This window comes from Micromonospora sp. NPDC006431, from assembly GCF_042870725.1.
Classification (GTDB): Bacteria; Actinomycetota; Actinomycetes; order Mycobacteriales; family Micromonosporaceae; genus Micromonospora.
Window position 1 is genome coordinate 476570 of sequence record NZ_JBIAHQ010000002.1, and the last position, 25351, is coordinate 501920.

Below are 25351 nucleotides of genomic sequence, written 5' to 3' on the forward strand. Positions count from 1 at the left end.
ACACATTCGTGAAAATCGCTCCGAAACGAGCGTGCAGCCAGTAATTGCCACCCATTCCCGTTACTTGGTGCAATCACGTCCGGCAATGGTTCCATAATGTGAACTATTCGCGTATCGTGCCCCCTCGTGTCGCCCGTTCGCCCGTCCGACGGCTCCGCGCCGACGCCCCTGCCCACCGGCCCGCAGGACACCGCGTCCAAGCTGGACGATGTCCCGGTTTCGCTCCCGCCCGACGACGGGGCGGTCGGCGAGCCGCGGCGGGCCGACGCACCGCTCGCCGCACCCCCCGACACCCGGGAACTCGCCGCCCAGTTCGAGGACGAAAAGCCGGGACGGGTCCTGTCCGGACCGGTCGGGCTGCTGTTCACCGGAGTCACGGTCGCCGTCGCACTGCTCGCCCTCTGGCAGGTGTTCTTTCCGCTCCCTCAGGGCAGCAAGTACTACCTGATCATTTTCCTGGCCGGCATCCTGCCGATGGTCTTCCTGGCGTACCCGTCAGGGGTGCGGCCGCGGCGGCGGCGGCCCGCGACCGCGCCGGCGGCGGGCGACCCGGTGGCGGACGGCGCGACCGCACCGGCCGCCGACGCGCGGCGCGGCGGGCCCACCCTCGTCGACTGGCTGCTGGCCCTGGCCGCGCTGGTGAGCTGCCTCTACCCGGTGCTGCCGGTGACGCTGGGCGCGGGCGGCGGCGGGTACGACGCCTTCCTCGACCGGCAGGGCCTGCTCGTGCCGCTGGACGTGGCGATGGGCACCGTGCTGATGCTCCTGCTGCTGGAGGCGTGCCGGCGGACCACCGGCTGGATCCTCCCCGCCGTCTGCCTGCTCTTCCTGGCCTACGGCTACTACGGCGGGCTGCTGCCGCAGTCCTGGGCGGTGGCCCACGCCGGGCTCGACTTCGGGCAGCTCATCGACGCGTTCTACAACTCCGACAGCGGCTTCTACGGCACCCCGCTGGACGTGGCCGCCTCGTACATCGTGCTCTTCACCATCTACGGGGCGGTGCTCGACCTCTCCGGGGCCGGCCGGTTCTTCGTGGAACTGTCCGCCGCCGCGTTCCGCCGCTCCCGTACCGCCGCCGGCCGGACCGCCGTCGCCTCCGGCTTCCTGCTCGGCACCGTGTCCGGCTCCGGAGCGGCCACCACGGTCAGCATCGGCGCGGTCACCTGGCCGATCCTGCGCCGCGCCGGCTACCCCGCCGAGCGGGCCGGGGGCATGCTGGCCGCCGCCGGAGTCGGCGCGATCCTGTCCCCGCCGACGCTGGGCGCGGCGGCCTTCATCATCGCCGAATACCTGGGCGTGTCCTACCTGCAGGTGCTCGGCTGGGCGACCGTGCCGACGATCCTCTACTACCTGGGCATCCTGCTCTCCGTCGAGATCGACGCCCGGCGCTCCGGCGTCCGCGCGGTGGTCATCGACAGCGGCTCCGCCTGGCGCCTGCTGGCCCGCTTCGGATACCACTTCCTCTCGCTCATCGTGATCATCGTGGTGCTCGCGATGGGCGCCTCGGCGACCCGCGCCGTGGTGATCGCCACCGTGCTGGCCGCCGCGCTGTCCTTCCTGGACCGACGTCACCGGCTCACCCCGGCTCGCCTGGTCGAGGCGCTGCGCGGCGGCGTCCGCGGGGTGCTCGCGGTGAGCGCGGTCTGCGCCGCGGCCGGCATCATCACCGCCACCACCACCAAGACCGGCCTCGGCCCGCAGGCCGCCGCACTGCTGGTGAGCGGGGCGCAGGCGGTCAGCTCCGAGCCGGCCGTGGTGCTGGCGCTCACCGCGCTGCTCGCCGCCGTCGCGCTCAGCCTGCTCGGCCTGGCCGTGCCGGTCACCGCGTCGTTCGTGATCGGCTGGGTGATCATCGGCCCGGCGCTGCTCAACCTGGGCGTCGCCGCTCCCGCCGCGGCGATGTTCGTCTTCTACTTCGCGGTGCTGTCCGAGGTCTCCCCGCCGACCGCGCTCGCCGCGGTGGCCGCCGCCGCGGTGACCGGCGGCCGGCTGGTCCCGACCATGTGGCAGACCCTCCGGTACGCGCTGCCGGCGTACCTGATCCCGATCGCCTTCGTCATCACGCCGACCGGTCTCGGGCTGCTCGGCATTGGCGGGGTGGAACGGATCCTGGTGGCCGGCGTGGTCTCCGCGCTCGGCGTCACCGTGCTGGCGGTGGCGGCCGGCGGCTGGCTGCCGGGCGTCGGCCCGGCCGGCGTGCCCGAGCGGATCGTCGGCGCGGTCGCCGGGCTGGTGCTGCTCTGGCTCGAACCCGTGCCCGTCGCGGTCGGGGCCGTGCTGGCCGCGCTGGCCGTGGCGGGTGTGCTCGTCCGACGTGGATCCGCCGGCCGCGCCGGCGCCCCGTCGGTGCCGAAACAGCTGGTTCCTGGGGAGGAGAGAGAATGACACGGATCAACTCGCGGGTTGCCGCGGGCGTCGGAGTGCTGGCCCTCGTCGCGGCCGGTGCCGCCGGGTGCGGGGGCCGGCAGGACGGGGCGGCGACGGACGACGCCGCCAGCGAGGTCACCTGCAAGGTCACCAAGGACACCCGGGTCGGCATCGCCACCGGCAACGCCACCGGGGTCTACTACGTCGTCGGCAACGCGCTGGCCGGTCAGCTCTCGGCCACGACCGACGGCAAGCTCACCGGGACCGCCGCCGAGACCGGCGCCTCGGTGCAGAACGTCGAACAGCTCGTCGCCGGCCAGTACGACGTCGCCTTCTCGCTCTTCGACACCGCGGTCAACGCGGTGCAGGGCAAGGGCAGCTTCACCGCCCCGCAGCCGGTGAAGGCGCTGGCCCGGATCTACGACAACTACACCCAGGTGGTCGTGCGGGCCGACGCGGGGATCACCTCGGTCGCCGACATGAAGGGCAAGAAGATCTCCACCGGCTCGCCCAAGTCCGGCACCGAGGTCATCGCCAACCGGCTGCTCACCGCCGCCGGCCTCGACCCGGCCAAGGACATCCAGGCGCAGCGGCTCGACCTGACCAAGACCGTCGACGGCATGAAGGACGGCAGCATCGACGGCTTCTTCTGGTCCGGCGGCCTGCCCACCGGCGGCCTCACCGACCTCTTCACCACCTCCGGCGACAAGGTGAAGTTCCTCGACCTCAGCCCGCTGCTGCCCAAGATGGCCGAGCTGAACCCGGCGTACCAGGCCGGGACCATCGGCAAGGACGTCTACCGGACCGCCGCGGACACCCCGACCATCCTGGTGCCGAACGTGCTGCTGGTCCGGGACAACCTCGACGCCAACGTGGCCTGCGCGATCACCAGGACCGTCTTCGAGAAGAAGGACGCCCTCGCCCAGGCCAACCCGGCCGCCAAGGCGATCGGCCTGGAGAACGCCCGCAAGACCGAACCGGTGCCGCTGCACCGGGGCGCGGACAAGGCGCTCAAGGACCTGGGCGCGAGCTGACCCGACGACGCCGGACCCGGACGCCACGTCCGGGTCCGGCGTCCTACCCCGACCGGGAGACCCCGTGCCGCTCCCCCTTCCCGGCCGCGTCCGCCGGCACCACCGCCCGCCGGGCCACACCCACCGGCTCTGGTCGGTGCGCAGCCAACTGCTCGCGCCCATCCTGGTGGCGACGGTCGGCCTGGTGGTGCTCGGCGCCGTCCAGACCGACGCCGCGCTGGCCGCCTCCGCCGACGCCGACCGGGCCCGCGTCCTCGCCGGTACGGCCACCGCGACCGTACGGCTGGTGCACGAGCTGGAACGCGAGCTGGGTGAGACGGCGGCGCTGCGCCAGCGCGGTGGCACGGCCGGCCGGCCGCTGGTCGACGCCCAACGGCGGCGGGTGGACACCGCCGTCGACCACTACCGGTCCGCCAGCGGCGAGGCCCGCCGGGCCGCCCCCGACCTGGCTCCGGTGCTCAACGACGCGGACGGCCAGCTCGGCCAGCTCGACCCCACCCGCCGGCTCGCGCTGGTCGGTGACAGCGGCGACCCAGCGTACGTGACGCTGGTGGATTCGCTGCTCGCCGTCGCCGACGCCCTGCCGGCCCAGCTGCGCGACGCCCAGCTGGCCAACGGCGCCCGGGAGGTGGCCGCGATGGCCACCCAGGAGCACCTGGCGGCCCTGGAACGCGACCTGCTGCGCGGCGTCTTCGTCCGGGGCGCCCTGGCCCGGGGCGAGCTGGTCCGGCTCGGCCGGTTGCGCGGCGCCCGGGAGCAGCGCCAGGCCGAGTTCCTCCGGATCGCCACCGGCCCGGCACGCGCCGCCTGGTACCGCCTGGCCGGCGGCGACGTCGAGACGGCCCGCCGGATGCGGGACGAGGTGCTCGACACCGACGGCGGGCCGGAGGCGCTGAAGACCGACGGCGACGCCTGGTACGTGGCGCAGAGCGGCACGATCCGCCGGTACAACCTGCTCGGCCGGGAACTCTCCGAGGGCCTCGACCGGGACGCCGCCGCGCTGGCCCGCACCGCCCGGCAGCGCGCCCTGCTCACCGCCGGAGGGACCACCGCCGTCGCGCTCGCCTCGCTGCTCACCGCCGTGCTGCTGGCGGTACGCACCAGCCGCCGGCTGCGCCGGCTGCGGGTCGCCGCGCTCACCATGGCGAACCGGGAACTGCCGGAACGGATCACCGCGATCGCCGCGGGCGACGGCTGCCCGGGCGACGGCACGGCGACCCGGCTGACCGCCGGCATCCGCCGGGGCCGGGACGAGGTGGCCCAGGTGGCCGAGGCGTTCGACACGGTGAACAAGGCCGCCCTGCGGCTCGCCGGCGAGCAGGCCGAACTGCGGCTGGACGTGACCCGGATGGCCGAGGCGCTGGCCCGCCGGATCCGTACGCTGATCACCCGCCAGCTGCGGCTGCTCGACGAGTTCGAACGCGAGGAGACCGACCCGGACGCGCTGGCCCGGTTCTTCGCGCTGGACCACCTCGCCGCCCGCCTGCGCCGCAACGGGGAGAACCTGCTGGTCCTCGCCGGGGGCGAGCCGGGCCGCGGGCACGAGGGGGCGCTGCTCCTCGACGACGCGGTCCGGGCGGCGGCCTCCGAGATCGAGGACTACCCCCGGGTGGAGGTGGACGTGCCGACCGCGGCGGTGCACGGCGCGGCGGTCGGCAACCTTGTGCACCTGCTCGCCGAGCTGCTGGAGAACGCCACCGTCTACTCCCCGCCGGACGCGCCCGTGCTGGTGGACGGGCGGCGCACCGTCGACGGGGTCACGCTGCGGGTGCACGACCAGGGCATCGGCATCGGCGAGAGCCGGCTGGCCGAGATCAACGTACGGCTCGCCGCACCGGCCACGCTCTCCAGCGCCGCGGCCGGCAGCATGGGCCTGCACGTGGTGGCCCACCTGGCCGCCCGGCACGGGATCCGGGTGCAGCTGCACCACACCGACACCGGCACGGTCGCCCAGGTGGAGGTGCCCGAGTCCGCGTTGACCCGGGTCGAGTCGGCGACCCGGCGGGCCGACCGCCGGCCGACCGCCGGCCGCGACGCCCCCTGGTTCCGGTCCGGGCCCGCGCCGGGCCGCCCCGCGACCGATGCGGCGACGCCCGAACTGGACACCGCCCCGCTCGACCCGGCCGCCCTGCACCGCGCCCCCACCGTCGCCGTGCCGGTGGTCGGGGCTCGCCCGCCAGCGCCGGCCAGCGACGCCGGCCCGGTGCCGGGGACCGCGACCGGCCTCGCGCGCGGCGTCGCCGCCGTACCACCGCCCGGCACCACGGAGCTGGCGCCCGAAGCCGCCCAGGTCCGAGCATCCGGCACCCCGTCGGCGTCGCCACTGACCACCGGGGCCGCGCTGCCGCGCCGGATTCCCCGGGGCGATCAGCTGCCCGCACCCCTGCCCGTCACCAGCCCGCCGCCCCGACCCGCCGACGACCTGCTCGACCCGGAGGTGGTGCGGGCCCGCCTGTCCGCGCTCGCCGAGGGCGTGGCCAGCGCGACGCGGCGTACCCCGAACACCACACCCACCGGGAGAAACCCATGACCTCATCCGTCACCGCCGGACTCGACTGGCTGCTGGCGAACTTCGCCGAACGGGTGCCGGACGTGTCGCACGCCCTCGCGGTGTCCCAGGACGGGCTGCGGCTGGCCGCCTCCCCCGACCTCTCCGTCGAGCAGGTGGACCAGCTCTCCGCCGTGATCAGCGGGCTGGCGAGCCTGGGCGTGGGCGCCGCCCGGCTGATGTCCGCCGGCCGGGTACGCCAGCAGATCCTCGACATGGACGGCGGGGTGCTGCTGGTGATGGCGGTCGGCGAGCGGGCGTTGCTCGGCGTGCTCGCCGCGCCCGGCTGCGACCTGGGCCAGGTCGGCTACGAGACGGCGATGCTGGTCCAGCGGGTGGCGGAGGCGCTGGAACCGGCGGCCCGCCCGTGACCGGCCGCCCGCTTCGGCTGGCGGCCGCCCTGCTGCTGGCCGCTCTGGTCGCCGGCTGCGGTACGGCCGACCCCGGGCCGCGGGCGTGGCACGGCGGGCGGATCTTCCTCGCCACCGGCAACACCACCGGCGTCTACTACCAGCTCGGCGGCGGCTACGCGGACCTGATCAGCCGGCACCTGCCCGGCTACGAGGCACGGGCGGAACCCACCGGTGCCTCGGTGGAGAACATCAACCGGCTCGCCGGCGGCGACATGGAGATCGCCTTCAGCCTGGTCGACACGGCGGCGGACGCCGTCAAGGGGCGGGGCGTGTTCGACGGCCAACCGCAGCCGGTACGGGCGCTGGCCCGGGTCTACAGCAACTACACCCACGTGATCGTCCGGACCGGCGGGAAGATCGACCGCTTCGCCCAACTGCGCGGCAAGCGGGTCTCCACCGGCTCGCCGAAGTCCGGCACCGACATCATCGCCGGGCGGCTGCTGGCCGCCGCCGGGATCGACCCGGACCGGGACATCCGGCGGGCCAACCTGTCGCTGCCGGAGACGGTGAAGCGGATGCGGGCGGGCACCCTGGACGCGATGTTCTTCTCCGGTGGCCTGCCCACCCCGGGCATCAAGGACCTGCTCGCCGGCGCGCCGGGGACGTTCCAACTGCTCCCGCTCACCGACCTGGTCCAGCCGCTCGCCGCCCGGTACGGCTCGGTCTACACCACGGCGACCCTGCCGAAGGAGGCCTACGGCACCCCGGCGGCCACCCCGACCATCACCGTGTCGAACGTGATCCTGGTCGCCGCGGACATGCCGGACCAGCTCGCGTACGACCTGACCCGGGTGCTCTTCGCGCACCAGGACGAGCTGATCAGGGTGCACCCCGAGGCGGCCAACTTCACCCGGGAGAGCGCGGCGGGCACCGACCCGATCCCGCTGCATCCGGGCGCGGCCCGCTACTACCGCACCGGCTGAGGCTCAGACGTCGGCGGGGGCGGTGGCCGACCGGGCGGCGGCGACCAGCCGGTCGGTCTCGGCGGCCACCGCCTCGTCGTCGGCGGGCGTGCCCGGGTCGTAGCGGACCGTCCAGGTCAGCCCGTCCAGCCCGGGCACCCGGCGAGCGGCGATCCGGCCGGCGCCGCCGGGCACCGGGTGATGACTGGTGTACGCGACCGAGCGGGTGACCCGGGCCCGCACCTGGTGCGGCAGGTCGCCCGGGTCGAGCAGCAGGTAGGTCTCGGCGGGGCAGTCCGCCACCACCAGGTAGCCGTCCCGCTCGGCGACCCGCTCGGCCGGGGTGACGGTGAGCTCGCGCCCCGACCAGACCGCCTTGAGGATGTCGTGCCAGCCGATCCGGAGCCCCCGGCCGGGCAGCCAGAGGCCGAGGTTGCTGGCGACCAGCACGCCGTCGCCCTCGCCGTTGCCGGCGGCGGCCCAGGCGAGCACCCGCTCCTCGGCGGCCAGCGGCGGGCGGGCGGCGGGCGGCAGCTTCGGCTTGCGGTTGAACAGTCCCATTCACAGCCCTCCGGCGGCCTGCTCGCGTAGCGCCCGCGCGTGCTGCTCCAGCGAGAGCAGTTCACCGAAGAGCGCGAAGTACTCGTCCTTGTTGCTCACCGGGTTGATCCGCTGGATCTTCGACTTGAGGTCCTTGATCCGGCCGGTCACCGAGCCCCACTGGAGCTGGGCCAGGGTCACCGTGACATAGCGCGGGTCGGGCTCGCCGTCGATGCGCAACGGCTCGACGGCCAACTCGCCGACGAGCGCCTGGCCCGCCAGGTCGTCGCAGGCGTCCCGGACCTGCTCGATCCAGACCGCGCCGCCGGCGGCCGCCGCCGCCCCGCCGGCCGCGGCGATGGCCGCCCGCACCGCCACGTGCACCGGGTGCCGGTATGCGCCCGCCTCCACCGCGTCGAACATCGGGCCGGCCAGCACCGGCTCCTGGAGGGCGAGCTTCAGCGCCTCCCGTTCGACCATCGACTGCGGGCTGTCCACCGTCGGCGCGGCCGGGCCGGAGCGGGCCGGAGCGGCCGGCTCGCCGGCCGGTTGCCCGGACGCGGCGGTCAGCACGGCGCGTTGCACCGGCTCGATCTCCATGCCGAGGTCGCCGGCGAGCTTGCGGACGTACTCGGGGCGCTTCTCCCGGTCTTTGATCTTGGCGACCAGCGGGGCGGCCCGGCGCATCGCCTCCACCCGGCCGTCGACGGTGTCCAGGTCGTACCGGCTGATCACGTGGCGGAGCGCGAAGTCGACCAGCGGTTCGCGGCGGGCGACCAGGTCGCGGACAGCCAGGTCGCCCTTGGCCAGCCGCAGCTCGCACGGGTCCATGTTGTCCGGGCTGACCGCGATGAAGGTACGCCCGACGAAGCGCTGGTCGTCCTCGAAGGCGCGTAGCGCGGCCTTCTGCCCGGCGGCGTCCCCGTCGAAGGTGAAGATGATCTCGCCGGCTCGCTCGTCACTGTCGAAGAGCACCCGACGGAGGACGGAGATGTGGTCCGATCCGAACGACGTGCCGCACGTGGCCACCGCGGTCGGGACGTCCGCCAGGTGGCAGGCCATCACGTCGGTGTAGCCCTCGACCACGACCACCTTGCCCTGCTTGGCGATCTCCCGCTTGGCCTGGTCGATGCCGTAGAGGACGTGGGACTTCTTGTAGATCGGCGTCTCGGGGGTGTTCAGGTATTTCGGGCCGTCGTCGTCGTCGAACAGCTTGCGGGCGCCGAAGCCGATCACGTCGCCGGTGAGGTCGCGGATCGGCCAGAGCAGCCGCCGGCGGAACCGGTCGATCAGGCTGCCCGAGCGGGCCGGGCGGGACAGCCCGGCGGTGACCAGCTCGTCGTGGGTGAAGCCCTGCTGCCGCAGGTGCTTGGTGAGCAGGTCCCAGGCGTCGGGGGCGAAGCCGCAGCCGTAGCGCTCGGCGGCGGCCCGGTCGAAGCCGCGCCGGGCCAGGAACTCCCGGGCCGGGCGGGCGCCGGCGGTGCTCAGCTGGGCGCGGTAGAAGTCGACGGCGGCGGCGTGCGCGGCGACCAGCCGCTGCCGCTGCCCCTGCTGCGGCCGGTCGCGTCGCGGGGCCGACCGGTCGTCCTCGACGTAGCGGAGCTGGATGCCGGCGCGGGCGGCCAGCCGCTCGACGGACTCCACGAAGCTCAGGTGCTCGGCGTCCATCAGGAACTTGATGGCGTCGCCGCCGGCCCCGCAGCCGAAGCAGTACCAGACGTTGCGGGCGGGCGAGACGTTGAACGACGGGCTCTTCTCGTCGTGGAACGGGCACAGCCCCTTGAGGTTGCCGCCGCCGGCCGACTTGAGGGTCACCGTGTCGGAGATGACCTCGGCGATCGAGGTGCGCTCGCGGACCAGCGCGATGTCCTCGTCCCGGATCCGCCCCGCCATCTCCGCCACCCCCTCGGCGTACATCCTGCCCTGCGGGACCGACGATCCGGCGGCCGGGGGACACCCGGTGTGGCGAATGCCCCGCGGGCTCCCTCGTTCCGTCCCGGGGGTCGCGCCGGGTCCGGTGCTCGCCGTGTGCGGCCCCTTCGTGCTGCTGCAGTGGGCGGCCTCCCTGGTGGCCTGGCTGCTCTGCGGGCTCGGCCTGAACTGGCTGTCGGTGGAGCGGCCAGCCGGCATCTGACCGGCCAGGCGCGCAGGCGTTGACGCTCCGCCTCAGGCCGGACGCCCGGAGCTGCGGGCGTCCTCCCCGATCCGCGGGAACGGCTCGATGGAGAAGACCACCTCGACCGGCACCTCGAAGTACGCGGCGATCCGCAGCGCCAGGTGCAGGCTGGGCCGGAACTCGCCCCGTTCCAGGTAGCCCACGGTCTGGTAGTGCACGCCCAGCGCGTCGGCGAGCTGCCGCCGGGAGATGCCCCGCTCGGCGCGCAGCACCGCGATGCGGTTGTGCACGGTCTCACTCATCGACGCCCTCTCACCCGACCCGCTGCATGGCCTTCTCCCGGCGCGCCGCGACCCGGGAACCGGACTCGCGGCGGGCCATCCGGCGCAGCACGACCGGGGCCAGGGTCAGCCCGAGCACGGCCCAGAGGCCCAGCACACCGAGCGTCTCCAGGTGCCGCCAGGACCCGCCCAGCTCGACGGCGGCCAGCTCCGGCGGCAGCAGCGCCGAGCGCATCCCCAACCCTAGCCAGTAGATCGGGAAGGCCTGGGCGACGGCCTGGAGCCAGCCGGGGTAGCCGTTGAGCGGGTAGAAGATGCCGGAAAGCGCGATGAGGCCGAAGATGGGCAGCACCACCAGGCCCATGTTGCGGGGGTTCTCGATCAGCGAGCCGATCACCGCGCCCAGCGGCAGCGTCGCCACGAGCCCGAGCGGCACCACCCAGGCCATCGTGAGCCAGGCGCCGCCGTCGGTCAGCCGGATCCCGTCCAGGAAGAACAGCGCCGGGGTGAACTGGAGGACCAGCCCGATCAGCGCCACCGTCGAGAGCATGACGATCTTGCCGATCAGGTAGCCGAGCATGCCGTTCGGCGTCGCCTTGGCCCGCAGCAGTGTGCCGTCCTCCCGGTCGACGATGAGCTGCTGGGACAGGCCGAGCAGCCCGCCGAACGCGAGTCCCATCCCGAGCGCGCTGGGCAGCGTACGCGCGCCGAGGGAGAAGGAGGTGCCGGGCACGGTCGCCCCGCGCATGAAGAACATGGTGACCAGCAGGATGACGGTCGGGAAGAAGTAGTTCCACAGGTCCTGCGCGTTGGTGAAGGTGTTGCGCAGCTCGATCACACCGCGCTGGACGCCGGCCCGGACGGCCGCCGTGGTCGGGTTCATCGCTGGCTCTCCTGCCGCCACACCGAGGCCGCCGCCGTGCCGGCCCGGACCCCGGATTCCTCTTCGTAGACCAGTGCCATGTACGCGTCCTCCAGGCTGGCCCGGCGGACCTCCAGCTCCTGCACGCCGTGCCCGTGCTCGTTCAGCAGGTCGCGGACGAAGCCGGTGGCGTCGGCCGCGACGTGCACGAAGCGCTCGCCGTCCCGGGTCCACCGGATCTCCGCGTCCCCGGCGACCCGGCGGGCCAGCTCGTCGGGCGATCCGTCGGCGATGATCCGGCCGCCGGCCAGGATGAGGATCCGGTCGGCGAGCTTCTCCGCCTCATCCAGGTCGTGCGTGGTGAGCAGGATGGTGGTCTCGTCCAGGTCGGCGAGGCGGTGCACCAGCTCGTGGAACTCGCGCCGGGCGGCCGGGTCGAAGCCGACCGTCGGCTCGTCCAGGAAGAGCAGCTCCGGGCGGCCGACGATGCCGACCGCCACGTCCAGCCGGCGGCGCTGGCCGCCGGAGAGCTGGTGCACCCGCTTGCCCTGGTGCGGCGTGAGCCCGACGGCGTCCAGCAGCTCGTCGACCGGCCAGGGTCGACTGATCCGGTCCGTGGCGTACGGCGCGTAGAAGGTGCCCAGGTGGGCCAGCAGGTCCCGGACCCGCCACTTGCCGTGGTCCCGCCAGGACTGGAGCACCACCCCCATCCGGGCGCGCCAGCGCTCGTCGCCCCGGCCGGGGTCGACGCCGAGGACGCGGGCCTCCCCGGCCGAGCGCATCCGGAAGCCCTCCAGGATCTCGATCGTGGTGGTCTTGCCGGCGCCGTTGGGCCCGAGCAGGGCGAGCACCTCGCCGCGCCGGGCGGTGAAGTCGACCCCGTGCAGCACGTCGACGGTGCCGTACCGCATGCGCAGGTCGCGGACGTCGAGGACCAGGTCCTCGTCGGGCGGGCGGGGAGTCGGGGCGACTCCCGGTAGTTCGACCGCGGTCATGACCATCCCCCGAGATTGACGGATCACTACCGCGAAATGTAGCAGGTCTACTACATGTCGAGGTACACCCGCTCTCGCTCGGGAGCGCGACAGGTCAGCGGTCGGGGCGGGGTGGCGCCCGTCAGGCGGGCAGGGCGGCGATGGATTCCTCGGCTTCCACCTGCGTGTTCCAGGCGGCCTTCGTGGAGCGCCAGCCCTCGTCGTCCATGCCGCGCCGCCAGTAGCCGGAGATGGACAACGCCTCCCGGGGCACCCCGCGCTCGACGCGCAGCAGCTGGCGCAACTCCTTGACGGCGGTGGCCTCGCCGTGGACGAAGGCGTGCACCCGGCCGGGCGGGAAGTCCAGCGCCCGGACCGCCTCGACCAGCGCCGCGCCCACCGGGCGGCCGGCGCGGTGCAGCCAGCACAGCTCGACCGCACCCAGGCTGGTCAGCGGAAGCTCGTCGGCCGGGCCGCCGACCTCGAGATAGACCTTCGCGGGCGCGCCGGCCGGCAGCCGCTCCAGGGCGGCGGCGATCGCCGGCAGCGCGCTCTCGTCCCCCACCAGCAGGTGCCAGTCGGCCGTCGCGTCCGGGGCGTACGCCCCGCCGGGGCCGGTGAACAGCACCCGGTCGCCGGGGCGCAGGCCGGCCGCCCACGGCCCGGCCAGCCCCTGGTCGCCGTGGTACACCACGTCGACGGTGAGTTCGCCGGCCGCCGCGTCCCAGGCCCGCACCGTGTACGCCCGCAGCCGCGGCCACTGCGCGGCCGGGAACTCCCGCTTGATGGTGGCCAGGTCCGTCGGGTGCGGATAGCTCACCCCGGCCGGCGGGAAGACGAACTTGACGTAGTGATCGGTGTACGCGCCCACCGGCAGGCCGGCCAGTTCCTCCCCGCCGAGCACCAGCCGGATCAGATGCGGGGTGGGCCGCTCGGTCCGTACGACCGTGGCGGCGGTGACCTTCTTCGGGCGCTGCGTCATGCCACTTAGGCTAGCCTAAGTCGTCGGCCCCGCCGCCTCCGCCCGTGCCCCTCCCCAGGCCAGGGCCGGCGAGATCCGGACAAGCTCGGGGATCGTGCGCCTTGCCGACATGGAGAGGCAGCAACTTCCGGGATGTTGCGCGAACCCTTCCGCGCGACGCGGCGTGGATCAGCTGCGGACCAGGCGAACGTGCCAGGCCAGGGCGGCCGGGTCGGTGAGCGAGGCCACCTGGTCGATCACCACGCGCAGCCGCGCGAGGTCGTCGGGCGCCTCCCGCCACAGCGGCGCGAAGACCGGGTCGAGCGCGTCCGGCGCCCGGTCGACCAGGACGGCGACCAGTTCGGCGAGGATCTCCCGCTGCTGGGCGTACCGGGTGCCGGCACCGGGGCGGCGCATGACGTAGCGCAGCGCGATGCCCTTGAGCAGCGCGCACTGCACCCGGATCCGACGCGGCACCACCAGATCGGCCGCGTACCGGCGGTGCGGGCCGGGGCCGTGCCGCTCCTGGGTGGCGGCCACCACGGTGGCGACGAAGCGGCCGGTGAGCACGCTGGTGGTCGCCTTCAGCGCCGCCAGGGCCCGGTGGCTGCCGTCGTACGCGGCGAGCGGGGCGAGCGCCGGCTCGGCGAGCAGTTCGACCAGGACCTCGTGCAGGTCCTCGGGGGCCTCCCCGGAGTACGTCGCGGCCACGTCGGCGCAGAGTGCCCGCCGCTCCTCGGGATCGGCCAGCAGCGGTCGCAGGCTGACGTACCCGCCGTGGATGCCGTCCTCGACGTCGTGGACCGAGTACGCCACGTCGTCGGCCCAGTCCATCACCTGCGCCTCCAGGCAGCGCCGGCCGCCGGGCGGGGCCCCGGCGCGCAGCCAGTCGAAGACCGGGCGGTCGTCGGCGTACACGCCGAACTTGCGCTCACCGGGCCGGCGCTCCCAGGGGTACTTGCTGACCGCGTCGAGGGAGGCCCGGGTCAGGTTGAGCCCGGCGGAACGGCCGTCCGGCCCGAGCACCTTGGCCTCCAGCCGGGTGAGCACCCGCAGCGTCTGCGCGTTGCCCTCGAAGCCGCCGCAGCCGGCGGCGATGACGTCCAGGGCGTCCTCGCCGTTGTGCCCGAAGGGCGGATGCCCCAGGTCGTGGGCCAGTCCCGCGGTGTCCACCACGTCCGGGTCGCAGCCGAGCCGGGCGCCCATCTCCCGGGCGATCTGCGCCACCTCGAGCGAGTGGGTCAGCCGGGTACGCAAAAAGTCGTCGGTGCCCGCGGTGTGCACCTGGGTCTTCGCGGCGAGCCGGCGGAACGCCGCCGAGTGCAGCACCCGCGCCCGGTCCCGCTCGTACGGTGACCGCCCGTACCCGGTGTCCTTGGGCGGCTCGACGACGAAGCGCGCCCCGTCCTCAGCGCCGGGACCCGCGCTCAACCGTCATCCTCGCGCCCGCGCCACCGCTGCTCGCGACTGCGGGCTCGCAAAACCGGCTCACTCCTCGCGCTCACGGAGCACGCAGAACTCGTTGCCCTCCGGGTCGGCCAGCACGGTCCACCCGACGTCGCCCTGGCCGATGTCCACGTGCCGGGCCCCCATGTCGACCAGCCGCTCGACCTCCGCCTCCTGGCTCGCCGGGCGCAGGTCGAGGTGCAGCCGGTTCTTGGTCTCCTTCGCCTGGCTGACCGGGACGAAGACGATGCCGGGGAGTTGGCCCGGCGCCCGGCGGATCTCCACCTCGTCCGGCTTCTCGCTCACCACCTGGTAGCCGAGCGCCTCGGCCCACCAGTGGGCGAGCCGCGACGGGTCCTGGGCGTCCACGGTCAGGTTCTCCCAGACGCTGGTCATGCGGCCACCCTTCTGCTGATCGACACGAGCGAGCCCAGGTTACGCCCGGAGCCGCCGGACGGCGCGCCGGGCGAGGCGGGGAACCCGTCGGGGGGCCGCCGGCCGGCGCGCCGGCGGCCCCCCCGATCGCACTCAGCGGGAGTCGGAGCCCTGGGTTTCCACCGCGGCTCGGCCGGCCTCCAGGCGGGCCACCGGGACGCGGAAGGGGGAGCAGGAGACGTAGTCGAGCCCGACCTCGTGGAAGAAGTGCACCGAGTCGGGGTCGCCGCCATGCTCGCCGCAGACGCCGAGCTTCAGCCCGGGCCGGGCGGCCCGGCCCTCCTCGGCCGCGATCCGGACCAGCCGGCCGACGCCCTCCCGGTCGAGCGACTCGAACGGCGAGATGCCGAAGATGCCCAGCTCCAGGTAGCGCCAGAAGAAGGCGCCCTCCACGTCGTCCCGGGAGAAGCCCCAGCCCATCTGGGTCAGGTCGTTGGTGCCGAACGAGAAGAACTGCGCCGCCTCGGCGATCTGCCCGGCGGTCAGCGCCGCCCGGGGCACCTCGATCATCGTGCCGATCAGCACCTCGACGCCGCTGTCGCCAACCACCTCGGCGATGATCTTCTCGGCCTCGGCGCGTACCGTCTCCAGCTCCTGCACGGCGCCGACCAGCGGGACCATGATCTCCGGGCAGGCCGACCCGCCGGCCCGGACGACCGTCACGGCGGCCTCGGCGATCGCGCGGACCTGCATGGCGAACAGGCCGGGGATGACCAGGCCCAGGCGTACGCCACGCAGGCCCAGCATCGGGTTCTCCTCGTGCATCCGCCGGACGGCGGCGAGCAGCGCCTCCTCCTTGGCCACGTCCTCGCCGCGCTCCTGGGCGACGGCGACGTTGACTGCGAGCTGCTCCAGCGGGGGCAGGAACTCGTGCAGCGGCGGGTCGATCAGCCGCACGGTGACCGGCAGGCCGTCCATCTCGCGGAAGATCTCGACGAAGTCCTCCCGCTGCAGCGGCAGCAGCGCGGCCAGCGCCTGCTGCCGCTCCTGGTCACCGGAGGCCAGGATCAGCCGCTCCACCAGCTCCCGCCGGTCGCCGAGGAACATGTGCTCGGTGCGGCACAGGCCGATGCCCTGGGCGCCGAACCGCCGGGCCCGGGCCGCGTCCGCACCGGTGTCGGCGTTCGCCCGGACCGCCAGCCGCCGCTTGGCGTCGGCGTGGGTCATGATCCGGTGTACGGCCCGGACCAGCGGGTCGTCGGTCCGCTCCGCGTCGAGGGTGCCCTCGAAGTACTGCACCACCTCGGAGGGCATGACCGGCACCTCGCCGAGGTAGACCTTGCCGGTGGTGCCGTCGATGGAGACGACGTCGCCCTCGCTGACGGTCTGCCCGGCGACCCTGAACCGCTTCGCCGGGACGTCGACCTGGAGTTCGTCCGCGCCGGAGACGCAGGTCTTGCCCATGCCCCGGGCCACCACGGCCGCGTGGCTGGTCTTGCCGCCCCGCGAGGTGAGGATGCCCTGGGCGGCGATCATCCCGTTCAGGTCGTCGGGGTTGGTCTCCCGGCGGACCAGGATCACCGCCTCACCCTCGGCGGCCAACTCGACCGCCCGGGCGGAGGTGAAGACCGCCTTGCCGACCGCCGCGCCGGGTGAGGCCCCGATGCCCTTGGCCACCGGCTCGTACTCGTGGTCGAGCTGGAACCGGGGGAACATCAGCTGGGCGAGCTGCGCGCCGTTGACCCGGTGCAGCGCCTCGTCCAGGTCGATCAGACCCTCGTCGACGAGCTGGCCGGCGATGACGAAGGCCGCCGCCGCGGTGCGCTTGCCGACCCGGGTCTGGAGCATCCAGAGCTTGCCGCGCTCGATGGTGAACTCGATGTCGCAGAGGTCCTTGTAGTGCTCCTCCAACCGGGCCATGTAGTCGAGCAGCTCGTCGTAGGACTTCTTGTCGATCCGCTCCAGCTCTTCCAGCGGCACGGTGTTGCGGATGCCGGCGACCACGTCCTCGCCCTGCGCGTTGGCCAGGTAGTCGCCGTAGATCCCCTGGGCGCCGCTGCCCGGGTCGCGGGTGAAGGCGACGCCGGTGCCCGAGTCGGCCCCGAGGTTGCCGAAGACCATGGCCACCACGTTGACCGCGGTGCCCAGGTCGGCCGGGATGCGCTCCTGCCGCCGGTAGACCACCGCGCGCTCGGCGTTCCACGACTCGAAGACCGCACGGATGGCCAGGTCGAGCTGCTCCCGGGGCTCCTGCGGGAACTCCCGGCCGGTGTGCTTGGCGAAGATCTTCTTGAACGTGTCGACCAGCCCGCGCAGGTCGTCCGCGTCCAGGTCCAGGTCGTTGTCCGTACCCTTGGCGCGCTTGGCGTCGTCGATGGCGTGCTCGAACTCCTCGCCCGGCACGTCGCAGACGGTCTTGCCGAACATCTGGATCAGGCGGCGGTAGGAGTCCCAGGCGAACCGGTCGTTGCCGCCGGCCCGGCTGGCGAGTCCGATGACACTGCGGTCGTTGAGGCCGACGTTCAGGACGGTCTCCATCATGCCGGGCATGGAGAACTTGGCCCCGGAGCGGACCGAGACCAGCAGCGGGTCGTCCGGGTCGCCGAGCCGGCGGCCCATCTCCCGCTCCAGGGACTCCAGGTGCGCCTCGATCTGGCCGGCCAGCCCGTCCGGCTGCCGCCCGGTCGCCAGGTACGCCTTGCAGGCCTCGGTGGTGATGGTGAAGCCGGGCGGCACCGGCAGCCCGAGATTGGTCATCTCGGCCAGGTTGGCCCCTTTGCCGCCGAGCAGGTCCTTGAGGTCCTTGTTGCCCTCGGCGAAGTCATAGACGTACTTGTGATCGACCGTCTCTTGCGCAGCCACCAGAGCCTCCCACGCGCGCCGGAATTGACACTTAACGAAGGTTCAGTTCGGACATACCCCGAGACCGACCACCGGTAATCCCGGTGTGGTCAGCGGCCGGTGGGCGAAGGTTAAGCGAACATCGCGGGGGCTGGGACCGTTCGGTGACTATTGGCACAACCGTCACCACTATCCGCGTCCGTACCGGTTTTTGGGAACGCTTCCACGTGCAGGATCACGCAATCCCCGATCCCCTCGTACGCTTGACGGCACTGGTTTCGCTGAACCTCACCTTTGCCATATCCAGCGCAAATACACCCGGGAGCCGTCACCGTGCCGACCACCCCCGCCGCCCCGTCCGAGACCGGTCCCGAGCCGCTCGACGCGGTCGGCCTGTCCGCCCGCCAGCCGGCCGCCGCCGAGCTGGCCCGGAGCGCCGCCCGCGCGGCCGGCGAGCTGCTCGCCCCGCCCGCGCCGGTACGGCTGGCCGACGTGGTGCCCGCCCCCGAGCTGGTCACGCCGGACCCGGCGGCCGACTTCGTGCTCGCCGAGGACGCGGTGATCCGCGTCGACGCCGACCGGGCTGCCCGGGACGTCGCCGAGCAGCTCGCCGGGCTGCTCCGCCCCGCGACCGGCTACCCGCTCCCGGTCACCGACTCCGCCGCTCGGGCCGACGGTTCGCTCGTGCTCACCCTGACCAGCATGGCGAAGTCCACCGACGCGGCGGGCCCCGTCGGCGCGGCGGGCCCCGTCGGCGCAGCGGCATCGGCGCCGGCTGGCGCGAACGCCGACGGGACGGGCCGCGCGGCTGCCGAGGCGCTGGGCGACGAGGGCTACCGGCTCGACGTGACCGGCGCCGAGATCCGGATCACCGCCGGCAGCGCAGCCGGCCTGTTCCACGGCATACAGACGCTCCGGCAGCTCCTCCCGGCGGCGATGGAGAACGCCACCCCCGTCGCCGAGCGCTGGGTGGTGCCCGGCGGCACCATCGTCGACCGGCCGCGGTTCGGGTACCGAGGGGCGATGCTCGACGTGGCCCGGCACTTCTTCGAAGTCGACGACGTGCTGCGGGTGATCGACCACCTGGCCCGCTACAAGCTCAACCACCTGCACCTGCACCTCACCGACGACCAGGGGTGGCGGATCGCGGTCGACTCCTGGCCGAAGCTCACCGAGGTCGGCGGCACCACCGAGGTGGGTGGCGGGCCCGGCGGCTGGTACACCAAGGACGACTACCGGCGGATCGTCGCGTACGCCGCCCGCCGCCACGTCACCGTGGTGCCGGAGATCGACCTGCCCGGGCACACCAACGCGGCGCTGGTCGCATACCCCGAGCTGGCGCCGGGCAAGACCCCGCCGCCGCCGTACACCGGCACCGAGGTCGGCTTCAGCTACGTCGACCCCGCCGACGAGCGGACGTACGCCTTCGTCGCGGACGTGGTCGGCGAGGTGGCCGCGCTCACCCCCGGGCCGTGGCTGCACCTCGGCGGGGACGAGGCGTTCAAGGTGCCGGCCGACACCTACCGCGGCTTCATCGAGCGGGCGCAGGAACTGGTGGCGGCGACCGGGAAGACCGTGATCGGTTGGCACCAGCTCGCCCCGACCGGGCACGCCGAGGGGCGGGTGCTCCAGTGGTGGGGCACCAACGGCGACGACCCCGAGACCGCCGACGCGGTACGCCGCGGCGCCCGGGTGATCCTCTCCCCCGCCAACCACGCCTACGTGGACATGAAGTACACCCCGGACACCCCCATCGGGCACGACTGGGCCGGGCTGATCGACGTGCGGCGGGCGTACGACTGGGACCCGGGGACGCATCTGACCGGCGTACCGGCCGAGGCCGTGCTCGGAGTCGAAGCGCCGCTCTGGACGGAGACGGTCACCACGCTGGCCGAGGTGGAGTTCATGCTCTTCCCGCGCCTGCCCGCCATCGCCGAGCTGGGCTGGTCCCCCCGGTCGACGCACGACTGGGCCGCCTTCCGGGACCGGCTGGCCGGCCACGGCCCGCGCTGGACCACCGCCGGGATCGCCTTCCATCCCGCCCCGGAGATCCCCTGGCCGGCGACGCCCAGCCACCCGATCCCGACCCAACGCTCCCGGGACGAGGCGCCCCACACCACCTGACCCGCCCACACCCACGCCACGCCGCGCCACGCCACGCCGCGTCGCGTCGCGTCGCGCCCAAGATCCGCGCAGCATCAGGGAAGTTGCTGCCTTAGGGCACCGGAAGGCAGCAACTTCCCCGATTTTGCGAGGGCGATGTCTCGGCGTCCGTTAAGTGGCGGAGCCGGCATCATGTCGGCGAGGTGGCGGTGTCGGCCCGGGGAGGGGCCGCCCATGTCGGCGAGGTGGGGGGATGGTCGACGGGTTTACCGCCTCATCGGCGAGGTGGCGGCTCAACGGCGGTGCGAGCACCTCGGCGGTGCACCGAAGCGTGCCTTGGGTGTGGTGTCCGGTTCGGCGAGGGTGGGGCGTACCCGGCTGTCCGGTTTGCGGGCGGGTGTCCCGGTGGCCCAGGCCCGGCGGTGGAATGTTGGCCGGGCCGGGGGCGTTGAACATGGCTGACCGCGCCGGATCTGCGACCCGATGGTGGCCCCGGCTGCGGCGGAATGATCGGCCCCCGGCCGTGGTTACATCCCTGGGCCGCCGAGCAGGCCGCGAGGCCTCGGCCAGGTCCCCGGGAGCCCGGGTGGAATGATCCCCAGCCCCCTGTGGTTACATCCCCGGCCGCCCGAGCAGCACCCAGGGCCGGCCCCGGAACGCCGGGTGGAATGATCCCCGACCCCCGGTCGTTACACCCGGAACGCCCCGCGCAGGCCCCCAGGGCCGCCGGGCAGATTCCCCTTTCTGACTTTCCCTTTCACGCGGCGCCCGCGCACCCCCCTTCGCGTGTGTGTGCCGTTCCCCCGAACTGAAAGGTTCTGACCATCATGCGTACCCACACCATCCTGCGTAAGACCCTGCTGACCACTGCCGGCATCGCCGCCACCGCCGGTGGCATCGCCGGACCCGCCATCGCCGCCCACGCCGCCCCCGCCGAGAAGGCCGCCCAGGCGCAGGCCAGCAAGAACGGTGAGCGGGAACTGAACGTGCGCTACGAGGCCCAGCCGAACTTCTACTACTGCGGCCCCGCCGCCACCCGCAACGCCCTCTCCGTCCAAGGCAAGAACATCAACATCGACGCCATGGCCAAGGAAATGGGCACCACCGAGAACGGCACCAACAGCATCAACGACATCACCCCCGTCCTGAACAAGGAAACCGGCAACAACAACGCCTACCACTCGGTCGAGATCAAGGACACCAAGGCCGACGACAAGCAGACCGAGACCCTACGCGCCGACATCGTCCGCACCATCGACAACGGCCGCGCCGTGGTCGCCAACATCGCCGGCACCACCACCGACACCGACGGAAACACCCACTCCTTCGAAGGCGGCCACTACATCAGCGTCGTGGGCTACCACGACAACGGCAAGACCGTGACGATCGCCGACTCGGCCAACCCGAACACCGCCTCCTACCGGATCAGCGTCGACAACCTCGCCGACTGGATCGCCACCCGCGGCTACTCGACCTCCTGACACACCAAACAACCCAAAGGGCCGGCCCCCCCGCCAGGGGCCGGCCCTTCTTCGGCAACTTCACCGCCGGCTCCCCGGGGACCGGCACCCGGCCGACCCCACCACGGGGCCGGCCGTTGTCGTCTCGGGCAACCGGAGCCGGGTGCGGGTCAGCCGCCCGAGTCGTCCAGCTCGGCGCCGTCGGGCGGGGTGTCGTCGTCCCGGCTGGCCAGCCAACCGTCCGGCAGGAAGACCTTGCCCGGTGAGTTGGTCCGGCCACGCGGCTGACCGAGGGTCTCCACCGGGAACGGCAGGGCCGGGTCGAGCTTGCCGAGCAGGTCGTCGAGCTGGGCCAGGCTGTCGATCATCGCGAGGGATCGGCGCAGCTCACTGCCGATCGGGAAGCCCTTGAGGTACCAGGCGACGTGCTTGCGGAAGTCGGTGCAGCCGTCCCGCTCACCCCGGGCGGGGTTGCGGGCGCCGACCACGAACTGGTCGACCAGCAGCTCGGCGTGGCGTCGCATGGTCACCGCCACCTCGCCCAGGCTCGGCAGCCGCCGGTCGGACCGGCCGTTGAAGGCGGCCTCCAGGTCGGCGAAGAGCCAGGGCCGGCCCAGGCAGCCGCGCCCGATCACCACGCCGTCCACCCCGGTGTGGGCGACCATCCGCAGCGCGTCGTCGGCCTCCCAGATGTCGCCGTTGCCGAGCACCGGCACGTCGAGCGCCTGCTTCAGGGTGGCGATGGCATCCCAGTCGGCGGTGCCCGAGTAGCGCTGCGCGGCCGTACGCCCGTGCAGGGCGACCGCGGCGACGCCGGCGTCCTGCGCGGCGAGCCCCGCCTCGACGTACGTCAGGTGGTCGTCGTCGATGCCCTTGCGCATCTTGACGGTGACCGGCACCCCGGCGGGTGACGCGGCGTTCACCGCGGCCCTGACCAGCCGGGCGAAGAGCCGGCGCCGCCACGGCAGGGCGGACCCGCCGCCCCGCCGGGTCACCTTGGGGACCGGGCAGCCGAAGTTGAGATCGATGTGGTCGGCGAGGCCCTGCTCGACCACGATCCGCACGGCGGCGGCGGTGATCTCCGGGTCGGTGCCGTAGAGCTGGAGGCTGCGCGGCTGTTCCTCGGCACCGAAAGCGATCATCCGCAGCGTCTTCGGGTTGCGCTCCACCAACGCCCGGGTGGTGATCATCTCGCAGACGTAGATACCGCCGCCCTGCTCCCGGCACAGCCGGCGGAAGCCGACGTTGGTGATCCCGGCCATCGGCGCGAGCACCACCGGCGGCCACACCTGGTGCGGCCCGAGGGTCAACGGGCGCAGCGCGGGCAGGGTCGGGGCGGTCACCGGACAAGTGTACGGGGCCCCGGCCGGCGCGGCCGGGGCCCCGTGACCAGCTCAGCAGCCGGGCAGGCGCTCGATCAGGTAGCGCTCGACCTGGTCCAGCGAGATGCGCTCCTGGGCCATGGTGTCCCGGTTCCGGACGGTCACCGCGTTGTCCTCGAGGGTGTCGAAGTCGACCGTGACGCAGAACGGCGTGCCGATCTCGTCCTGGCGGCGGTACCGGCGGCCGATCGCCTGCGAGTCGTCGAACTCGACCACCCAGCGCTTGCGCAGGTCCGCGGCGAGGCCCCGAGCCTTCGGCGAGAGCGCCTCGTTGCGGGACAGCGGGAGCACCGCCACCTTGACCGGGGACAGCCGCGGGTCGAAGCGCATGACGGTGCGCTTGTCCACGCCGCCCTTGGTGTTCGGGGCCTCGTCCTCGTCGTACGCCTCGAGCAGGAAGGCGAGCACGGCACGGGTCAGGCCGGCGGCCGGCTCGATCACGTACGGGATCCAGCGCTCACCCTTGCTCTGGTCGAAGTACGACAGGTCGACGCCGGAGTGCTTGCTGTGCGTCGACAGGTCGAAGTCGGTGCGGTTGGCGATGCCTTCCAGCTCGGCGAACTCGCTGCCGCCGAACTGGAACCGGTACTCGATGTCGACCGTGCGCTTCGAGTAGTGGGAGAGCTTCTCCTTGGGGTGCTCGTAGAAGCGCAGGTTCTGCTCCGACAGGCCGAGGTCGAGGTACCAGTTCCAGCGCTCCTGGAGCCAGTACTCGTGCCACTGCTCGTCGGTGCCCGGCTCGACGAAGAACTCCATCTCCATCTGCTCGAACTCGCGGGTCCGGAAGATGAAGTTGCCGGGGGTGATCTCGTTGCGGAACGACTTGCCGGTCTGCGCGATGCCGAACGGCGGCTTCTTGCGGGCGACCGTCTCCACGTTCTTGTAGTTGACGAAGATGCCCTGGGCGGTCTCCGGGCGCAGGTAGTGCAGGCCCTCCTCGCTCTCCACCGGGCCCAGGTAGGTCTTCATCAGGCCGTTGAACATCTTCGGCTCGGTGAAGGTGCCCTTGTTGCCGCAGTTCGGGCAGTTGATCTCCGACAGCGAGGTCGGCGGCCGGCCGTGCTTGGCCTCGAAGGCCTCTTCCAGGTGGTCGGCGCGGAACCGCTTGTGGCAGGACTGGCACTCGGTCAGCGGGTCGACGAACTCGGCGATGTGGCCGGAGGCCTCCCAGACCTGGCGGGCCAGGATAACCGCCGAGTCCAGGCCGACGACGTCGTCGCGCTGCTGGACCATGGTCCGCCACCACTGCCGCCGGACGTTCTCCTTGAGCTCCACGCCGAGCGGACCGTAGTCCCACGCCGATCGGGTGCCTCCATAGATCTCACTGGAGGGGAAGACGAAGCCCCGGCGCTTGGCGAGGCTGACGACGGCGTCGATACGGTCGGCTGGCATGTTTCCTCCTACGCCGGCTGGCGGTCGGCGGGGGTGAGTGGATTGAACCGGACGGTCCGGGACAACGGTACGACCACCGGAGCCGCCGAGCCCAGCCGGGGCCAGGTCAGCTCACCCCGCAGACCTCCACGGCGCCCGTCTGCTGGTCCGTCGCCAGCGTCACCGTCTGGGCCTCCCGCTTGCCGCCGGCCAGGGTCACGTCCACCGGCACGGTCAGCGTCTGGGCGTCGACCTGGCCCACCCGGTAGCCGGAGATCTGCGGCTCGGTGGCCGCCCGCTGCTCGAACTCCGACCGGGACTCCCGCCGGTGGGCGTCGTCGCAGAGCTGGTCGTACGCCTTGGACCAGTCCTTCCGCACCAGCGCCCGGTAGTAGTTGTCGGTCACCGCGCGGCCCTGCTCCTGGACGGCCTGCAGGTTGCTGACCGCCAGCCCGACGATGGCGGCGCCGCCCCCACCGCAGCAGAGCAGCACGGCGAGCGCGCCGACGCCGAGACCGAGCCAGAGCCGGGCCCGGCCCCCCTCGGTGGGCGGGGCGGCGAACGGCGGGGCGACCCCGGGACCCGCCGGCGGCGCGGGGACGCCGGGCTCGGCTGGCGGGCCCGGTACCGGCGGCGCGCCGGACGGCACAGGATTCGGGGGTGGGGCGGCCGGTCCGGGAGCGGTCATACGCCAGAGGGTAGTGCCCCCGGCCTCAGCGGTAAGGACCTGCGGCCCGATCACTGGCGACGACGACGATCTCGCCCTCGGGCGCGGCGCTGGCCAGCGTCTCGTACGCCGAGGGCTCGTCGACGGACTGGGCCAGCAGCGGCACGGCGGTGACCTTGACGTCGAAGCCGCCCAGCGCCCGCCGGTACGCCCCGACCGACTCCCACTCGGTGACCAGGCACCAGTGCGTCGGGTCGTCCAGCGCCCGCAGCAGTTCCCCCCGCAGGTAGCCGGGGCGGGCGGCGAGCGCGGCGAGCGCGGCGTGCGCCCGCTCGGTGAACTCGGACGCGACATCGGCGTCGACCACGAACCGGTTGGTGACCAGCACCCGGGTCCTCCTCGTAGAGTCTGTGCCATGCAGCGTACGCAGCGTCCCCTTCCCGCCCGGCTCAACCCGACCGCGGTGTTCCTGGCCACACTGGTCCTGGTGCTGGTCGCCCTGTTCACGCCCGGCCCGGTCGGCGGCGTCCTGCTGCTCGCCCTGGCCGCGGGGCTGGTCTGGCTGATGAGCGTCACCTGGCCGGTGCAGACGCCGGGGACCCGGATGCTGCGGCTCCTGATGCTGACGCTGTTGCTCGCGGTCGCCCTGGCCAAGCTGCTCTGACATGCAATCATGCGTTTTTGACAATCAATTTCGTTATCGCGGAC

The 25351-nt window shown here is 73.2% G+C and carries 22 protein-coding genes; 9 read left to right on the forward strand and 13 right to left on the reverse strand.

Annotated features, from left to right (window positions below):
• Positions 1 to 126 precede the first annotated feature (126 nt).
• The 5 genes from ACFYM6_RS05745 (at position 127) to ACFYM6_RS05765 (ending at position 7285) form a co-directional block, all read left to right on the forward strand.
• Positions 127 to 2385 carry a TRAP transporter permease gene (locus ACFYM6_RS05745; RefSeq protein WP_387272593.1) on the forward strand — a complete coding sequence of 753 codons (2259 nt, stop codon included), beginning with the start codon at positions 127 to 129 and terminating at the stop codon, positions 2383 to 2385.
• A complete protein-coding gene (locus ACFYM6_RS05750; RefSeq protein ID WP_357434807.1) occupies positions 2382 to 3401 on the forward strand; it encodes a TAXI family TRAP transporter solute-binding subunit in 1020 nt (339 codons plus the stop codon). Before ACFYM6_RS05745 ends, ACFYM6_RS05750 begins: the two co-directional genes overlap by 4 nt.
• Positions 3402 to 3465: 64 nt before the next feature.
• Entirely contained in the window at positions 3466 to 5931 is a 2466-nt protein-coding gene (locus ACFYM6_RS05755) for a nitrate- and nitrite sensing domain-containing protein (protein WP_387272595.1), read from the forward strand.
• A complete protein-coding gene (locus ACFYM6_RS05760) occupies positions 5928 to 6320 on the forward strand; it encodes a roadblock/LC7 domain-containing protein (protein WP_387272597.1) in 393 nt (130 codons plus the stop codon). The genes ACFYM6_RS05755 and ACFYM6_RS05760 overlap by 4 nt, the downstream gene beginning before the upstream one ends.
• Positions 6317 to 7285, forward strand: coding sequence for a TAXI family TRAP transporter solute-binding subunit (locus ACFYM6_RS05765; protein WP_387272599.1), 969 nt, complete (start codon positions 6317 to 6319; stop codon positions 7283 to 7285). The genes ACFYM6_RS05760 and ACFYM6_RS05765 overlap by 4 nt, the downstream gene beginning before the upstream one ends.
• Before the next feature lie 3 nt (positions 7286 to 7288).
• Here the strand turns inward: ACFYM6_RS05765 and ACFYM6_RS05770 are convergent, their stop codons facing one another.
• Both ACFYM6_RS05770 and dnaG read right to left on the reverse strand, forming a co-directional pair.
• On the reverse strand, positions 7289 to 7825 hold the full coding sequence (locus tag ACFYM6_RS05770) for a hypothetical protein (protein WP_387272601.1): 537 nt from the start codon (positions 7823 to 7825) through the stop codon (positions 7289 to 7291).
• Positions 7826 to 9721 carry a DNA primase gene (dnaG, locus tag ACFYM6_RS05775; RefSeq protein WP_387272603.1) on the reverse strand — a complete coding sequence of 632 codons (1896 nt, stop codon included), beginning with the start codon at positions 9719 to 9721 and terminating at the stop codon, positions 7826 to 7828.
• Here dnaG and ACFYM6_RS05780 point away from each other — a divergent pair.
• Positions 9669 to 9938 carry a hypothetical protein gene (locus ACFYM6_RS05780; RefSeq protein WP_387272830.1) on the forward strand — a complete coding sequence of 90 codons (270 nt, stop codon included), beginning with the start codon at positions 9669 to 9671 and terminating at the stop codon, positions 9936 to 9938. The genes dnaG and ACFYM6_RS05780 overlap by 53 nt on opposite strands.
• Positions 9939 to 9970: 32 nt before the next feature.
• On the opposite strand, the gene ACFYM6_RS05785 is transcribed toward ACFYM6_RS05780, so the two are convergent.
• The 7 genes from ACFYM6_RS05785 to ppdK all read right to left on the reverse strand — a co-directional run bounded on the left by ACFYM6_RS05785 (position 9971) and on the right by ppdK (position 17681).
• The gene (locus ACFYM6_RS05785) at positions 9971 to 10222 is read right to left on the reverse strand and encodes a helix-turn-helix transcriptional regulator (protein ID WP_387272605.1); all 252 of its coding nucleotides are present in this window, start codon (positions 10220 to 10222) and stop codon (positions 9971 to 9973) included.
• Between the two features lie 10 nt (positions 10223 to 10232).
• Entirely contained in the window at positions 10233 to 11084 is an 852-nt protein-coding gene (locus tag ACFYM6_RS05790; RefSeq protein WP_357434800.1) for an ABC transporter permease, read from the reverse strand.
• Entirely contained in the window at positions 11081 to 12058 is a 978-nt protein-coding gene (locus ACFYM6_RS05795) for an ABC transporter ATP-binding protein (RefSeq protein ID WP_387272608.1), read from the reverse strand. Before ACFYM6_RS05795 ends, ACFYM6_RS05790 begins: the two co-directional genes overlap by 4 nt.
• Before the next feature lie 121 nt (positions 12059 to 12179).
• Positions 12180 to 13019 (reverse strand): siderophore-interacting protein, encoded by an 840-nt coding sequence (locus ACFYM6_RS05800; protein WP_387272610.1) that lies wholly within the window; start codon positions 13017 to 13019, stop codon positions 12180 to 12182.
• Positions 13020 to 13187: 168 nt separating this feature from the next.
• Positions 13188 to 14429 (reverse strand): deoxyguanosinetriphosphate triphosphohydrolase, encoded by a 1242-nt coding sequence (locus ACFYM6_RS05805; RefSeq protein WP_387272612.1) that lies wholly within the window; start codon positions 14427 to 14429, stop codon positions 13188 to 13190.
• A gap of 57 nt (positions 14430 to 14486) precedes the next feature.
• Positions 14487 to 14840 (reverse strand): VOC family protein, encoded by a 354-nt coding sequence (locus tag ACFYM6_RS05810; RefSeq protein WP_387272614.1) that lies wholly within the window; start codon positions 14838 to 14840, stop codon positions 14487 to 14489.
• A gap of 132 nt (positions 14841 to 14972) precedes the next feature.
• Entirely contained in the window at positions 14973 to 17681 is a 2709-nt protein-coding gene (gene ppdK, locus ACFYM6_RS05815) for a pyruvate, phosphate dikinase (RefSeq protein WP_387272616.1), read from the reverse strand.
• Positions 17682 to 17972: 291 nt separating this feature from the next.
• Between ppdK and ACFYM6_RS05820 the strand changes: the two genes are divergently transcribed.
• Both ACFYM6_RS05820 and ACFYM6_RS05825 read left to right on the forward strand, forming a co-directional pair.
• Positions 17973 to 19784, forward strand: coding sequence for a beta-N-acetylhexosaminidase (locus ACFYM6_RS05820; RefSeq protein WP_387272814.1), 1812 nt, complete (start codon positions 17973 to 17975; stop codon positions 19782 to 19784).
• Between the two features lie 806 nt (positions 19785 to 20590).
• On the forward strand, positions 20591 to 21244 hold the full coding sequence (locus ACFYM6_RS05825) for a C39 family peptidase (RefSeq protein ID WP_387272618.1): 654 nt from the start codon (positions 20591 to 20593) through the stop codon (positions 21242 to 21244).
• Positions 21245 to 21393: 149 nt separating this feature from the next.
• Here ACFYM6_RS05825 and dusB read toward each other — a convergent pair whose 3' ends face one another.
• The 4 genes from dusB to ACFYM6_RS05845 all read right to left on the reverse strand — a co-directional run bounded on the left by dusB (position 21394) and on the right by ACFYM6_RS05845 (position 25031).
• On the reverse strand, positions 21394 to 22566 hold the full coding sequence (gene dusB / locus ACFYM6_RS05830) for a tRNA dihydrouridine synthase DusB (protein WP_387272620.1): 1173 nt from the start codon (positions 22564 to 22566) through the stop codon (positions 21394 to 21396).
• Between the two features lie 51 nt (positions 22567 to 22617).
• Complete coding sequence (locus ACFYM6_RS05835) at positions 22618 to 23997, reverse strand: glycine--tRNA ligase (protein ID WP_357443855.1); 1380 nt, start codon at positions 23995 to 23997, stop codon at positions 22618 to 22620.
• Positions 23998 to 24103: 106 nt separating this feature from the next.
• Entirely contained in the window at positions 24104 to 24664 is a 561-nt protein-coding gene (locus tag ACFYM6_RS05840) for a hypothetical protein (RefSeq protein ID WP_387272622.1), read from the reverse strand.
• Positions 24665 to 24689: 25 nt separating this feature from the next.
• Positions 24690 to 25031, reverse strand: coding sequence for an antibiotic biosynthesis monooxygenase family protein (locus ACFYM6_RS05845; protein WP_387272624.1), 342 nt, complete (start codon positions 25029 to 25031; stop codon positions 24690 to 24692).
• A gap of 27 nt (positions 25032 to 25058) precedes the next feature.
• On the opposite strand from ACFYM6_RS05845, the gene ACFYM6_RS05850 reads away from it, so the two are divergent.
• Positions 25059 to 25307 (forward strand): DUF6703 family protein, encoded by a 249-nt coding sequence (locus ACFYM6_RS05850; protein ID WP_387272626.1) that lies wholly within the window; start codon positions 25059 to 25061, stop codon positions 25305 to 25307.
• Positions 25308 to 25351: the final 44 nt, after the last annotated feature.